13 protein-coding genes are annotated in these 14,570 nt (G+C 41.0%); 10 read left to right on the forward strand and 3 right to left on the reverse strand.

Annotated features, from left to right (window positions below; genetic code table 11):
• Positions 1-3: 3 nt before the first annotated feature.
• Positions 4-1,509, reverse strand: a complete 1,506-nt coding sequence (gene arfA, locus R50345_RS11110) for an arabinosylfuranosidase ArfA (RefSeq protein ID WP_042126521.1) — start codon at positions 1,507-1,509, stop codon at positions 4-6.
• A gap of 149 nt (positions 1,510-1,658) precedes the next feature.
• Between arfA and R50345_RS11115 the strand changes: the two genes are divergently transcribed.
• From R50345_RS11115 to R50345_RS11155, 9 genes are all read left to right on the forward strand, one after another.
• The gene (locus R50345_RS11115; RefSeq protein ID WP_042126522.1) at positions 1,659-2,561 is read left to right on the forward strand and encodes an ArsR/SmtB family transcription factor; all 903 of its coding nucleotides are present in this window, start codon (positions 1,659-1,661) and stop codon (positions 2,559-2,561) included.
• A gap of 110 nt (positions 2,562-2,671) precedes the next feature.
• Positions 2,672-3,682, forward strand: coding sequence for a LacI family DNA-binding transcriptional regulator (locus R50345_RS11120; protein WP_042126523.1), 1,011 nt, complete (start codon positions 2,672-2,674; stop codon positions 3,680-3,682).
• A gap of 277 nt (positions 3,683-3,959) precedes the next feature.
• Positions 3,960-4,901, forward strand: coding sequence for an ABC transporter permease (locus tag R50345_RS11125; RefSeq protein WP_042132078.1), 942 nt, complete (start codon positions 3,960-3,962; stop codon positions 4,899-4,901).
• A gap of 14 nt (positions 4,902-4,915) precedes the next feature.
• Complete coding sequence (locus R50345_RS11130) at positions 4,916-5,803, forward strand: carbohydrate ABC transporter permease (protein ID WP_042126526.1); 888 nt, start codon at positions 4,916-4,918, stop codon at positions 5,801-5,803.
• A gap of 120 nt (positions 5,804-5,923) precedes the next feature.
• The gene (locus tag R50345_RS11135) at positions 5,924-7,561 is read left to right on the forward strand and encodes a type 2 periplasmic-binding domain-containing protein (protein WP_042126527.1); all 1,638 of its coding nucleotides are present in this window, start codon (positions 5,924-5,926) and stop codon (positions 7,559-7,561) included.
• A gap of 91 nt (positions 7,562-7,652) precedes the next feature.
• Positions 7,653-8,996: a glycoside hydrolase family 30 protein gene (locus tag R50345_RS11140; protein WP_042126529.1), complete on the forward strand. Its 1,344-nt coding sequence runs from the start codon at positions 7,653-7,655 to the stop codon at positions 8,994-8,996.
• 113 nt (positions 8,997-9,109) lie between these two features.
• Positions 9,110-9,538, forward strand: a complete 429-nt coding sequence (locus R50345_RS11145; RefSeq protein WP_042126531.1) for a hypothetical protein — start codon at positions 9,110-9,112, stop codon at positions 9,536-9,538.
• A gap of 127 nt (positions 9,539-9,665) precedes the next feature.
• On the forward strand, positions 9,666-10,097 hold the full coding sequence (locus tag R50345_RS11150; RefSeq protein WP_042126534.1) for an RrF2 family transcriptional regulator: 432 nt from the start codon (positions 9,666-9,668) through the stop codon (positions 10,095-10,097).
• 244 nt (positions 10,098-10,341) lie between these two features.
• On the forward strand, positions 10,342-10,716 hold the full coding sequence (locus R50345_RS11155; protein WP_042126535.1) for a DoxX family protein: 375 nt from the start codon (positions 10,342-10,344) through the stop codon (positions 10,714-10,716).
• A 92-nt stretch (positions 10,717-10,808) separates the two neighbouring features.
• On the opposite strand, the gene thiD is transcribed toward R50345_RS11155, so the two are convergent.
• Complete coding sequence (thiD, locus tag R50345_RS11160; RefSeq protein WP_042126537.1) at positions 10,809-11,621, reverse strand: bifunctional hydroxymethylpyrimidine kinase/phosphomethylpyrimidine kinase; 813 nt, start codon at positions 11,619-11,621, stop codon at positions 10,809-10,811.
• Between the two features lie 168 nt (positions 11,622-11,789).
• On the opposite strand from thiD, the gene R50345_RS11165 reads away from it, so the two are divergent.
• Positions 11,790-12,884 (forward strand): glycosyltransferase family 2 protein, encoded by a 1,095-nt coding sequence (locus R50345_RS11165; protein WP_042126539.1) that lies wholly within the window; start codon positions 11,790-11,792, stop codon positions 12,882-12,884.
• 64 nt (positions 12,885-12,948) lie between these two features.
• Here the strand turns inward: R50345_RS11165 and R50345_RS11170 are convergent, their stop codons facing one another.
• Positions 12,949-14,559, reverse strand: a complete 1,611-nt coding sequence (locus R50345_RS11170) for a response regulator transcription factor (RefSeq protein WP_042126541.1) — start codon at positions 14,557-14,559, stop codon at positions 12,949-12,951.
• Between the last annotated feature and the right edge of the window lie 11 nt (positions 14,560-14,570).

Below are 14,570 nucleotides of genomic sequence, written 5' to 3' on the forward strand. Positions count from 1 at the left end.
TATCTAGCTGTTCACCCGGAGACGGATCACGTTCCAGGATGCTTTTGCGAGAAGGGCCTTCACATGTCCACCTTCAAATGTTGCATTTCCTTGGCTAGGTATTACATTATGGGGGTTGGATTTGGTATTTACAGCTTTAATCTCTTCATGTTTCAGCACAATATGCTCTATGATGTTAACGGAATTAAAGCTGCGTAGGTCCACGTCCAGTTCAAGTCCCTCGGATAAATGACGATTTACAGCAAAGACAGTAACTTCATTCTGCTCCTCGTTGTATACACTAATGGCTTCCAAGTATGGCACATCACTAAAATCTTTAGAATCGTATTTAGGGCTGGAGATCAACGGATGAAGCACGGTTCCACGGCCATATAGGGATGCATGCAGATATGGATAATAAGTGGTCTGAAGCCACAGGGGACCGCCATTTTCAGTCATAATAGGGGCAATAACATTAATAAGCTGAGCGATGCAAGCCATCTTTACACGATCCGCATGTTTTAGTAATGTAATGAGACAGCAGCCCACGACCAGTGCATCTTCTAGTGTGTATACATCTTCAAATTCGGGTGGAGCGATCTGCCAATGCTTTTCGGCACGACTGCTACCTTGCGACTTCCACACATTCCACTCATCCAAGGAAAGATTAATTTTCTTCTTGCTCTTTTTCTTAGCTTGAATATAATCACAGGTAGCAGCTACACTGTTGATGAAGTGATCCATATCCATTGAGCGGGCTAGAAAATTAGGAGTATCATCTTCGTTGTTGTTGTAGTAAGTATGCAGTGAGAGGTAGTCTACGTTCTCATAAGAAAGATCTAGCACGGTAGCTTCCCACTCTGCAAAAGTGTCCATACCGCTGCCGGAACTGCCGCATGCCACAAGCTCTAGGGTTGGATCTACCCAGCGCATCGCCTTCGCTGTTTCGTTCGCTAATCGACCATATTCAGCCGCTGTTTTAGCGCCAATCTGCCAAGGGCCGTCCATTTCATTACCCAGACACCAGGTCTTGAAGGCATGAGGTTCTTTATATCCATGGGAAATTCGCAGGTCACTATAGTAGGAGCCGGAAGGATGGTTGCAGTACTCTACTAGGTTTCTAGCTGCGTCAATGCCGCGAGTGCCCAGGTTAACCGCCATCATGACTTCAGAGCCAACGAGTTTAGCCCAATCAGCAAATTCATTAGTGCCCACTTGATTCGTTTCTGTTGTCCACCAAGCTAGTTCTAGGGAATGCTTGCGTTCGTTCTTAGGCCCAACACCGTCTTCCCAGTTGTAACCGGATACAAAATTTCCGCCGGGATAACGAATGATAGGAACATTTAGTGCTCGGATAGCTTCAATGGCATCTCCTCGAAAACCATTGAGATCTGCAGTAGGGTGACCTGGATCATAAATACCACCATATACGGCCCTGCCTAAATGCTCGATGAAGGAGCCGTAGATTCGGGTGTCTACTTCTGATAGTTTAAAATCCTTGTCAATAATCATTGTGGATTTAATCGTCATGAATACATATCTCCCTTAAGTAGAATTAATATTATCATTAACTGATAAAGCGATTTATGATTACATAGTACTTAGAATAAGATATGATAAGCAATCAAATAATTTAGGATTCGTAAAAATACTAATTCAAAGGCATAGGGGATAACGGAATGCACTTAACTACAGATACTGAATCGCTTCGGGTCTACGAAGCACTAGCAAGTGAAGTCAGGCTAAGGATAATCGAACTACTGGACCGCAAAGAAATGCATATTAAAGAGCTGGCAGCCGAACTCTATCTAAGCAGTGCGATAGTTAGCACCCATGTTGCCAAGCTGCAAAAAGCAGGTCTGATTAGCTCTAAAATGAGACGTGTGGATGGAGGGACATATAAGTACTGTTCATTGTCTACCAACTACCTGCAGATTAAATTATCAGGTTCTCGGGGAATCGCTAGAAAGGTTGTTGAGGTTTCGATTCCTGTAGGACAGTATACTGATGTTCAGGCATCACCTACTTGCGGAATTGCAACTACAGACAAGTTAATCGGATATTATGATGATCCACGTTATTTCCTGGACCCAGAGCGAGTGAACGCTGGTATTTTATGGTTTGCTAAAGGGTATATCGAATATAAGGTTCCTAATTATCTGTTTAAGGATCAGGTCGTGCAGGAGATAGAAATTTCTATGGAGATCGGTTCTGAGGCTCCGCATGTAAATGAGAAATGGCCTTCGGATATTGCTTTTTCTATGAATGGACGGGATTTAGGGAAATGGACAAGTCCAGGAGATTTCGGCCTAACTAGAGGACGATTAACCCCTCCTTGGTGGAATTCAGATGTTAACCAATATGGTTTGCTGAAGGTGCTGCGGATTAATGCAGGTGGAACATTTATAGATGGGCAGCAAATATCAGCGGTGACACTTGATGATGTACTTGTAGAACAGGACCAGTGGACATTTCGTTTAAGTGCAGAGGATAGCGGACGTAGAAGAGGTGGATTAACATTATTCGGACGTGGATTTGGGAACTATGAGCAAGATATGGTGTTCAGAGTCTATTATGAATAATTCGAAATAGAAAAATAAAAAAAATAAAAAAACATATTGTAATGAAAACGTTTTTATGTTAATTTAAATCTATAAAAACGTTTTTATTCGTAAAGGAAGATTGAATCATTATGGAAAAGGTAACTATTAAAGATGTTGCCAGAGAGGCAGGAGTCTCCATTTCTACGGTCTCTAACGCATTAAATGACGTAGATGTATTAAACCCGGAGACGAAATCACATGTTCTTAAGGTCGCGAAGCAATTAAATTATGTTCCGAACCTAAATGGCAAGCTCCTAAGGAACGGAAAAACTAAAATGCTAGGTTTTTTTACGACGAGTGTATCGGGTCCATACTTCTATAAGCTGGTGGAGTCCATGTCTCGTGAATGTGATCGGTTAGGTTATGGGCTAAATGTATTTGTTACAAAGGATAAACAAGTCATTATGAGCAATATTCTAGGCCGGCGTGTAGATGGTGTCATTATCTACGAAGAGATGAGAATTGATGAAGAAGAAATAGCTGCAATGGTGAAAGATAAGATCAAAGCAGTGTTTCTGGATCGACCGCTTAAGAATGATACGATGGGAAGCGTGATCTTCGATTCCTTTGAAGCGGGGTACGAAGCAACCAAATATTTAATCAGTCTGGGACATAAGAAAATTGCTTACATATCTGGTGTGGATGAGATGTATGACAGTGTTCAGCGGAAAGAAGGATACTTGGCCGCCTTGCGGCAATATCAGCTTCCAACGAACGAAGAGTATATTATACAAGGATATTTTGAAGAAGAGAGCACCTATAACGCTATCAAGTCTTTAGTTCACTTGAGTCCTGATAAAATACCGGATGCTTTTCTAGCAGGGAATGATTTGAGCGCTATTGGATGTATTCAAGCTTTGAAATCGCATGGATACGAAGTCCCGTTAGAGATAAGCGTTATGGGATTTGATGACATTGATATTGCACAGTATTTCTCACCGCCATTAACTACAGTAAGAAATCAAATTGCCAGACAAGGTATTCTATCCGTTAATCACCTGGTTCGCATGATTCAGAAGAAGGAACAAGGCGAAATGATGAAATTGACAGGCGAATTGATTGTACGTGGTTCTACTCAAGTAAAGATTGATCGGTACTAATGCTTTCAAGAAGGGCAACAAGAGGGTATCCGATCTTTTTTTAAATATAAGAAAGTATAAGTTTGCACCTATACTTTATATCTTATATTTCTCGCTTAAACGCATATCGTCATGATAAAGACGCTCAAGGCGTTTATGCTTGATAATTTTGTTGCTTTTAGGAGGTTTTTTTTTCGAAGAAATAAAAACGTTTTTATTGTTTTGGGGATCATGATTTGGAGGGGAGAAGAAAAACGTGGATAAATTAGCCGTAGTGCCAGTGAACGGGAAGAATCCAATGAGTAGTAAGAAACCTATGGGACAGAGGGTCAAAGAATTTGTGATTGATTATAAGAGACAATGGGAAATCCAGTCCATGATCATTCCAGGAATTATTTTTATGATTATTTTTTGTTTCATTCCTATTTACGGATTGACGATTGCTTTTAAGAGTTACACCGTAATTGATACGCTCGATTCTGCACCATGGGTTGGGCTTGATAATTTCAGAATTATATTATCAGACAAATATTTTTGGGATGCTGTAGTAAATACCTTGGGGATCAGCTTTCTGAAATTAGCCATAGGTTTTATTATTCCTATTATTCTATCCGTTATGATTTACGAGTTGAGCGCTGGACGCTTTAAGAAATTAGTACAAACGATCTCTTATTTACCCCACTTTTTGTCATGGATCGTTCTGGGCGGGATGTTGATTGCTTGGTTCTCTTCATCCGGAATGATTAATGAAATCCTGCTCAATTTAGCAATCATTTCGAAACCGGTAAATATTTTACTCGATGCGAACAAGTATTGGTGGATTGCAACGTTATCGGATATTTGGAAAGAGGCGGGTTGGGGAACGATTTTATACCTAGCCATCATGTCGAAAATTGATCCTACCTATTATGAAGCTGCCAAAATAGATGGGGCCAGTCGTATGAGACAAATTTGGAATATTACCCTCCCTAACATGAAGCCGATTATCAGTTTAAACCTTATTCTGACTGTAAGCGGTTTATTAGGATCGAATCTAGATCAAACCTTGGTCTTGATGAATTCTCAGAACCGTGAAAAAGCAGAAGTAATTAATTCTTATGTGTATCGAATGGGTATGACGCAAGGTGACTTCTCTTATGCAACCGCTGTTGGTTTAGGTGTCTCCATCGTATCAGTGATCCTATTGATTAGTGCCAACAAAGTATCTAGCAAATTAAATGATAATCAATCAGTTCTGTAAAAGGAGGCATTTCTGTGAATCGGACGGTAGCTAAAGAAGATCTCGACAGTCGAATCTTTAATACCATAAACATTATCTTGCTCTGTATTTGTACTGTAATTATCGTTGTTCCTTTATGGAATGTGGTCATATCATCCTTAAGTTCAGGGAAGGCTCTCGCGGAAGGCGGATTTATATTTTGGTCTCCTGAGTTCTCCTTAGAAAATTATCGGGCTGTATTTAAAGACGAGACGATTGGTCTAGCATTCCTGGTCTCGATTGCCAAAACGTTCATCGGTGTCATTACCCACGTATTCTTTTGCGCGATGATCGGTTATGGGTTGAGTAAAAAATACATACGTGGCCGCAAGCTGTACGTTGCCATGGGTGTTGTCACCATGTTCTTCTCGGGTGGTATGATCCCTACGTATTTATTGATTAAGTCACTTGGTCTATTGAACAGCTTTTGGGTTTATATTATCCCGGCCTTATTCAGTTATTATGATGTGGTTATTCTAATGAACTTCTTTAGAAACGTTCCGGATTCACTTGAAGAGTCAGCCAAAATCGATGGTGCAGGTGACTGGCGTATTTTCCTAAAGATATTTATCCCTCTTTCTATGCCGGCTATGGCTACTATTGCGTTATTTAACGGGGTTGGGCAATGGAATGACTTTATGACCACCAAATTATACATTACCGATCAAGCACTCTATCCGCTGCAGATGAAGCTCTATGAAATCATCGTTCAGTCTCAAACGCAATCCATGCAAAATGTCGGTGGATCTGCCATTATCGAAACTACGACTAAAGGGGTTCAACTAGCAACAATTGTCATTACAACTTTGCCGATTGTTGTGATGTATCCAATATTACAAAGGTACTTTATTTCAGGAATGATGATGGGGGCGGTTAAAGAATAGAAAGTTAGGAGGTTTTTTTATAGCAAACACTTATGTGCGAAGTGATCCATCGGAAGTGTAGCTAGCACAATTAGATCTACACTTCCTGTACTTACAAAACTTTTTAGGGGGAAACAAGAAATGAACAAAGCATTTGGGAAAAAAGGACTCAAACTTTGTACTGCGCTTATGGCTGTTGTATTGGTATTTACCGGTTGTGGATCGAAGGGGAGTTCTGATAATTCCAGCAAAGAACTGAGCTCCATTGAAGGTCGTTATACGATTGACCCGGAAACACCGGCTTGGAAGCTGGATACAAAAGAAGAGACTACAGATCTTACTTGGTACGTGAATGCAGATTGGTGGAATACTGATTTCGGCAAGGATCTCGTTACAAAGAAAATTAAAGAGGATTTAAATATCAATATTAAATTTATTACTGGGGACGACACGAAGTTAAATACTATTTTTGCTGGTGGCGAAATGCCTGACTTGTTGACTGTACTTGATTCCAACTCTCCTGTGGTACAAAAAGCTTCAACATGGGCGCTGCCTTTGAATGATCTGGCAGATAAATACGATCCTTATTTCAATAAAGTAGCTGCAAAAGATACAATGAACTGGTTCCAATTAGCTGATGGAAAGACTTATGGCTATCCTAACTACTCGAATACTCAAAACGATTATGACAGCGGTAACATTCCTGCGAAAACAGCATTTGTCATCCGTAAGGATGTTTACGAAGCGATTGGAAAACCAACCATTGGTACTCCGGAAGAATTCAAGAGTGCTATGCAACAAATCAAAAAGCAGTTCCCAGAAATGATTCCGTTTGGATTTAACTCCATTGGTACAGGTACTGGTTCCTTGGGAGATGTACTACAGGACTTCATCGGCGTACCGATGGAAACTGAAAATGGTGAATTCTACAACCGTAACCTGGATGAGGATTACTTGACTTGGTTAAAAACGTTAAATGAAGTCTACAGAAATGGTGACATCAGTGATGACAGTTTTGCTGATGACGGAACAGGCTTTGAAGAAAAATTAAAATCAGGTAAATATGCAACGCTGCTGCTGGATGGAACGCCTCAACAAAGTGGTAACCTGCAGATCTTCATGACTGGAAATCCAGGCAAAGAATATATCGCTATTGATGGACCGCAAAGCACAGTAGGACATGAGCCAACGTTGAATCAGTCAGGAATTACTGGTTGGATGATCAGTTTCATTACTAAAAAGGCTAAAGACCCTGCTAAAGCCATTCAAGTATACACGTATTTGCTTAGTGAAGAAGGACAGAAGCTTATGAACTACGGTATTGAAGGAGAGACCTATAAAGTTAACGAAGCCGGTAAAATTGAATTCTTACCTGAAATCAAAGATCTTCAATTGAACAATGCGGATAAATTTAAAAAAGATTACCGGATGGGCGAATTTATGTTCTTCGGACATGACCGTGATAAAGCATTGAGTAATGATGCATTCGCAGAGTCGATTAAACAAATGCAAGAATGGGGCAAAGGAAAGATGAAACCTCACTTCATTCTGGAAAATATCAACCCTGCTCAAGGCACGCCTGAAGCGCGCAGTCTCACTGCAATTGATGCTACTTGGAATACTACTCTTGTAAGTTTAATTCGTTCAAAGGATGATGCTACATTTGAAAGCACTTTGGCTGCTTATAAAACATTCTTGAATGAAAACAACTGGGATAAGATCGTAGAAATTCGTACTGAAAAAATGAAGAATAACAAAGAAAAATTAGGTCTTAAATAAGCAGCAGTCGGACGGGGCCTCTTTGCCGGGGCCTCATCATTACAGGAGTGATCAACACAGCAAGATATATAGAAAAGTGGAGGGAAACAACATGACAAAACTGAAAATTTATCAATCTACAGGGGAGAACGAATTGTTTGTAGAGCAAACACTAGAACAATTAACTCCAATAGCTTCAGATGAGACAGTCACCACTGTAAACCTTGATGAGAATCAAACCTTTCAGGAAATGGATGGGTTCGGGGCATCCTTTACAGATTCATCCGCCTATTTGATTAACCAAGTGCTAGACAATGAACAGAAAAAAGAAGTCATGAGTAAGCTTTTTCATTCCCAAGATGGAATCGGCTTGTCGGTACTAAGAAATCCAATGGGAGCATCGGATTATGCCAGATCTATTTATAGCTATGACGATATGCCTGCACAGGAAACCGATACGGAATTAACTCGGTTCTCCATCGCACACGATGAAGCTGATATTATCCCTTTGTTACAACAAGCACTGGAACTTAACCCTGAGATTAAGCTGATGGCTTCGCCTTGGAGTGCACCAGGCTGGATGAAGACTAGCGGATCGATGATCGCCGGTGAACTTAAACAAGAATATTACCAGGCTTATGCCGATTATTTTGTACGATACATTCAAGCATTTGAAAAGCACGGTCTGCCAACTTATGCGGTAACCCCGCAGAACGAGCCTCTTTTTGAACCAAAGCACTATCCTAGTATGTTAATGTTGCCAGAGGCGCAAAGAGATTTCATTAAAAACTATCTGAAGCCCAGCTTCGTGAAACATAACATTAACACAAAAATTCTCTGCTATGACCACAACTGGGATCGTCCGGATTATCCACTAACCGTGCTGAATTATGCAAAAGATGAAGTAGACGGTGTAGCTTGGCACTGGTATGGTGGGAATGCGTCAGCACAATCAGAGGTTCTGAAGGCGTTTGCAGATAAAGAAGTGCATTTTACAGAAGGTTCTGGTGGAGAATGGATTCCTCCGTTTGAACAAGCCTTCTCGAATGTAATGAGAACAGGGATTGATATTCTTAGAAACCATAGTAAATCCTTTGTCTTGTGGAATATGGCCTTAGATAAGAAGAACGGTCCAACTGTACCGGGCTTTGGCAAAAGTACCTGTCGCGGTGTTGTGACGGTTAACCAAGAGACTAAAGAACTTACGTATACGCTGGACTACTATGCACTGGCACACTTCAGCAAATTCATTCGTCCTAAGTCTGTGCGTATTGATGCTTCCACTAATCAGGAAGTAATTCGTTCCGTAGCTTTTAAGAATACAGATCACTCAATTGCGGTTGTTCTGTTCAACGATAGTGAGAAGGATGAGAATGTAACAGTGAGCTTGCAAGGTAAAGAAGATTTATCGTTCCGTTTAGCCTCAAAAAGTGCCTTATCGATTTTAATAAAATAATGTGCATGAAGTGCTCGGATTTTAATTCGAGTACTTTTTTTTGTCAAAAAACGTATAAAAAATCAGTGTTCGTAAAATCTTAAACGCATCCCTATAGCGAGGAGACATGAGCATTGAACCGAAAGTTTGTACTGACGCTGCTAGTTCTGTGTTTGATGATTACTGGTGGTTCTAGTATTTTTGCTGTTAAAAGTGTGCTACCTATAAAGAGTGAAACAACCAAATGGGCGGTGGAGCTTCATAAAAGTAAATTGCCTTCTCCACAACCGGAAAAATATAAGAGCTACGAGCTATTAGTCACCAACATAAGTGAAGATACGATGGGTGTAACTTTCGAGTTGTATCGACCCGTGCAAGAGCCTCTTCAAGAACAAATCATCTTAACAGATCCATTTAGCTATGATATGAGACCGAATGAAACGGTTAGTTTTAGCCATTTTTTTGTGAAGAATGGGGCTAAAGAATTGGAAGTCGTACTTTCGTGGAATGATCAGAATGGACGAAAGCATAAGCAGAGTTTTAAGTTTACCAATTTTGAATAATGGATCATAGAAACGCTGAATATTACAGGGCATACTCCAATGGAATGTGCCCTTGTTGGTTTGCTCCAACCCTTGTTTTACTCTATAATGTGCTTTATATAATTGCAGTTGAAAGGGGAGATGGGGCATGAGTACAGCTAATCGTGGAGTGAACATCGGACCTCCCCGTTTTAAAATAGCGGTACATTCGATCGTTTGGCTGGCTAAAAGCGGAAGCATCTTGTCTAGTGCAATGATTGCAAGCCAAGTCAATTCACACGCGACCTTTATGCGTAGAGTGATGCAGTCTTTGGCAACTGCCGGAATCGTAGAGTCCAAAGGTGGAAGAGAAGGTGGGTATGTGCTTCTGAAATCTGCCGATGAGATTACATTAGGTGAGATTTATGAGGCAGTTAGTACAACGGTGGAGGAGCCTGAAGTGGATCTGGCGTGTGGAGCAAGTGCCTTACTCGATGTCGAGTTAGAAAGGATTCTCCAGGAGACGGAGCTACGGACGATTGAGTATTTACGTCAATATACGATTACTAATGTGATGGAGCGGGTAGAGTTTTTTTCTTAATATTTTTATTTAATAATAAAACAGCTGGTTTATTTTTTTATTTAGCTACTATAATTAAGTGAGTTGCAGTCAGCAGCACTGCAATTTTATTTTGTAGGTATTGTGCTTAAGGTAAGCACATATAATAACAAGGGGGAACTAACGAAGCGGAGTAGCATAGGTATCCACTGTCTTATAGCAGGGAATTCTTTTGCATTAATATGTGCTTGTCATTGTTGCAAATATATTTTGGGGAGAGATGACAATGAATATTGTAGCCATCGTTTTGCAAAGCTTGCTGGTACTTGCTTTCGTTATGGCAGGATCGGGAAAAGCAGCGGGTTCAAAAATGCATGTGGACAACTTTAAAAAATGGCGTTTACCACAATGGTTTCGGGTGGTAACAGGACTCGTTGAGCTTGTCGCCGCGGCAGCTTTGGTTGTTGGTTACTGGGAGCCGAGTTGGGCAGCGGCAGGAGCACTTTTACTTGGAGTTACTGCTATTGGTGGAGTTCTGACTCATATTCGCGCAAAAGATTCGTTCAAACAATGCTTTCCGATTATTTTGCTTGGTGTGTTAGCTTTTATCGTATTTTTCATCCGTCTTTCCGATCTGAGTGACTTTCCAGGGTTTAATTAATTATCCTTACACCATAAAAAAATGGCAGTTCAGTGCTGAATTTCAGCATCTGGACTGCCATTTTATGTTTCTGGAGCTTAAGCTCAGAGGTTCTAGCGCTCTAAACGGTAGCCACCATGAAATACAGGTCCTACATATTCATTGAATGCAAATCCATTACGGATGGCTGCAGAGACAAAATCCTTAGCTTTTGCTACAGCTTCATGAACGGATAGACCGTTAGCTAAACCGCCTGTAATGGCTGCGGCGAAGGTACATCCGGCTCCATGATTGTGAGCGGGTTCGATTTTGGCTGTTTGAAATACGGTGTACTCAGAACCGTCAAAGAAGACATCAATCGCTTGATCGCCCCCGAGTGCTTTGCCGCCTTTAACCACGACATTACGTGCACCGAGCTTATGAATCAGACGAGCAGCTTCTTTCATGTCCTCTAGCGTAGAAAGCTTGCCAAGACCTGAAAGAACGCCAGCTTCAAACAGATTTGGAGTAACCACAGTAGCTAGTGGCAGCAGTAAATCGCGAATAGCCTCCGCGCTGTCTGGGTTTAAAACCTCATCTTCGCCTTTGCAGACCATGACCGGATCAATCACTACATTGGTCTGTAGATTTTCTTTAATCGCTTGCTCAGCAACACGCACGATTTCAACGCTTCCCAGCATACCTGTCTTCATGGCATTTACCGGGCCGCCTGCGAAAATAGTTTTTAGCTGCTCAGCAACAATGGAGGCGTCAATTGGATAAACATTATGGTGCCAGCCGTTGTCCGGGTCCATTGTAACGATAGTTGTCAAGGCACTGAAGCCGTAGGTACCATACTCTTCAAATGTTTTTAGATCCGCTTGGATGCCTGCGCCACCACTGGAGTCGCTGCCTGCAATAGTTAGAGTTTTAATAATTTGAGTCATGGTAACGTCCCCTTTATATATGTCTGAATTCATAAACAACGCATTGCTTTGATTATAACAAAAAATAGCACCTACGTCTTTCTAAAAAGCAAGTGTAGGATTCCATTTCACTAACCCTGCATATCAATATAGAAAGAAATCTTTAATAAAACGCTTAGGAGGGCGAGTATGGTCACGATTAGTTTATGTATGATTGTACGAAATGAAGAAAAAAGCTTGCATAGATGTTTATCTAGCGTTGCAAGTCTTGTAGATGAAGTTATTATCGTGGATACAGGCTCGACGGATAAGACAAAAGAGATCGCATTGTCCTTCGGAGCTGTGATTTATGATTTCGAATGGATCGATAACTTTAGTGCCGCGCGTAATTTTGCCTTCAGTAAAGCTACACAGGAATACATTTTGTGGTTGGATGCGGATGACTATATAAAGGTAGCGGATCAGATTCTGTTTAAGAAGCTGAAAGAGATTCTTCCAAAACATATCCATAGTGTGAACATGCAATATAATTTGGCTTTTGACGAGGCGGGAAATGTCACAGCCAGCTTGCGTCGGAACCGGCTTGTTCGCCGGAGCTGTAATTTTCAATGGATTGGCCCAGTACATGAGTATCTAGAGGTAAGTGGCCCTTCCTTTAGTAGTGATGTCTGTATTACCCATGAGAAGGATAAGGAATATACAGACCGTAATTTGCGGATTTACCAAAAAAGAGTGGCTGAGGGTGAAACATTCTCTCCAAGGGATCAGTATTATTATGCGAATGAATTAAGGGATCATGCTATAAATGAAGAGGCTTGCAAATACTACGAGCTGTTTTTGGCGGGTGGACAGGGCTGGATAGAAGATAATTTTCAAGCTTGCTTAAGGCTTGCCGAATGCCGGGAACGGCTGGGGGATAAAGACGGCGCATATGAAGCATTATGCAGAACGTTACAGTACGATAAACCACGTTCAGAGTTCTGCTGCCGACTTGGGGCCCTTCTTTTGGAAAAGGGTCAATTGCAGCCAGCAACATACTGGTATGAGCTTGCGATACAGCTGCCACGGGATAACGATTCGATGGGGATGAAAAATGGGATTTTTTATACCTGGCTGCCGCATCTCCAATTGGCACTCTGTTACGATCGCCTTGGCCAACACGAGTTAGCAAATCATCATAATGAAACGGCGCTTAACTTTTATCCGTCCCATCCTAGCATGTTATATAACCGCACTTATTTTAAAAATTTGCTTGGCGACAAATATGTAGCGTTTCAAGCTTAACAAAAATGCCCCCAGTCGTCATGATTTTGACTCTGGGGGTTTTCGTCGTTAAGACATCCTCTTTTTAATATGCTGGATTGTATTGCTGTTCCTTTTTATAATCGTTGGGAGGAAGACCGACCTCTTGTTTGAACAGCTTGGAGAAATAGGAGTAGTTGTTATAGCCAACCTTGTTCGCGACGGTATAAACTGACATATTTGTAGTTTCTAATAGATGCTTCGCTGCTGCGATTCTGACTTGGATGATGTAGCTGCCTAATGAAACACCTGTTTCTCGTTTGAATATTCTTGCCAGATAATCAGGATTGAGGTAGACAACTTCGGCCAAATCATTTCGGGTCAGATCATCTCCATAATGCGAATGAATGTATGCTTTGATTTCTTCTGCGACGGATTTGGTCTGAGCAGCAAAGTCGCGATATTTCATGGCTGTTGTGACTAGATATTTAAGATATTCTTCCATATCCTCGATCGAGTTTAGAGAGTGCATGGATAATTTATCGTTAGTTTTGCCGGAGTATAATTTGTGCGACCGTATCCCTTTAAGGTTGAGAAATGAATAGACTAGCTGAACAATATCTAAGCGGAACAAGCTAAGGACAGAGGTCTCAAGTGTTCTATTGTTCAGCATAACCTTTAAATATTGCGTAACTTCCTCAAGAAACGTAGTGAATTGATTTTGGTTCAGCAGCTCTTCCAAATGGGCAAGATCCGGTGGCGTGTAGCCTGTTTTATTTTGATAGAGATAGGCTTCCACTAAAAAGGTCTGATTTCTGCATCTCGTAATTTCCTCATCCATGCGCAAGGATTGTTTCAGAACATTCCCTACATTATTCAGTTTATCGTATAGACCGATATTGCAGCAGACATCACATTTTAAATAAGGATTCGCCTTTTGAATAAAGGAAGAGCATAATTCTTCAAGCAACGGAGTGTCCGGTGTCTGGTTCCATTTTAATAAGGCGATCCAATTATAATCTTTATATTCCAGAATGCTCTCGATAGTAAAGCAAGGACTCTGTAACAATTCGTATAATACGTTCAGCAGCGCAAAATCAAAAAGATCCTTCTCTTCTTTTCCCATACTGCCGTTGTAAGGAAATAAGTTGAAGATCAAAGGCTGCAGGGTGTCGCTCATTTGATAGGAGAGGTTCTGTTCTTCAATGGCATGGGTGATGTCCGCTAATTTAATCGGAAATGATGTGCTTCCACTAACCAGCTTACGCCAAAAATGCTCGAGAATCTTCGCCTGGTTTTTTTGCCAAAAGTAACCGCCTTGAATGGCTTTTTCATTTCTTTGCTGCTCTTTTGCCTGTGTGACCGCCTTGTGGATAATCAGCATCAGCTTATCAAATTCGATGGGCTTCAGAAAATATTCAAAGCTTTGCAATTCGATCGCTTTCTGCGCGTAGTTGAAATCTGCATAATTGGTAAGAAGTATAGTCTGAATGCTATAATTCCCTTCGCGAATCCAGGCCAGTAATTCCAGTCCGCTACCCTGCGGCATTTCAATATCCGAAATTAGAATTTGAATAGAATGCTTTTCTATTATTTCACGTGCCTGTGCGACATTATTTGCTGTATAGACCGTATCAATGTGTAACGATTCCCAGTCTATTCTCTTTTGCAATGCGGCAATAACATAAAAGTCATCATCAACAAGCAGTACATTCATAGTTAGCTCTC

Source organism: Paenibacillus sp. FSL R5-0345, assembly GCF_000758585.1.
Lineage (GTDB): Bacteria > Bacillota > Bacilli > Paenibacillales > Paenibacillaceae > Paenibacillus_AQ.

Coding starts and splice junctions, on each gene's coding strand:
- thiD (WP_042126537.1), bottom strand. CDS start 11,621: ATGACTCAAATTATTAAAACTCTAACTATTGCAGGCAGCGACTCCAGT.
- R50345_RS11170 (WP_042126541.1), bottom strand. CDS start 14,559: ATGAATGTACTGCTTGTTGATGATGACTTTTATGTTATTGCCGCATTG.
- arfA (WP_042126521.1), bottom strand. CDS start 1,509: ATGACGATTAAATCCACAATGATTATTGACAAGGATTTTAAACTATCA.
- R50345_RS11155 (WP_042126535.1), top strand. CDS start 10,342: ATGAATATTGTAGCCATCGTTTTGCAAAGCTTGCTGGTACTTGCTTTC.
- R50345_RS11150 (WP_042126534.1), top strand. CDS start 9,666: ATGAGTACAGCTAATCGTGGAGTGAACATCGGACCTCCCCGTTTTAAA.
- R50345_RS11115 (WP_042126522.1), top strand. CDS start 1,659: ATGCACTTAACTACAGATACTGAATCGCTTCGGGTCTACGAAGCACTA.
- R50345_RS11135 (WP_042126527.1), top strand. CDS start 5,924: ATGAACAAAGCATTTGGGAAAAAAGGACTCAAACTTTGTACTGCGCTT.
- R50345_RS11165 (WP_042126539.1), top strand. CDS start 11,790: ATGGTCACGATTAGTTTATGTATGATTGTACGAAATGAAGAAAAAAGC.
- R50345_RS11125 (WP_042132078.1), top strand. CDS start 3,960: ATGAGTAGTAAGAAACCTATGGGACAGAGGGTCAAAGAATTTGTGATT.
- R50345_RS11120 (WP_042126523.1), top strand. CDS start 2,672: ATGGAAAAGGTAACTATTAAAGATGTTGCCAGAGAGGCAGGAGTCTCC.
- R50345_RS11140 (WP_042126529.1), top strand. CDS start 7,653: ATGACAAAACTGAAAATTTATCAATCTACAGGGGAGAACGAATTGTTT.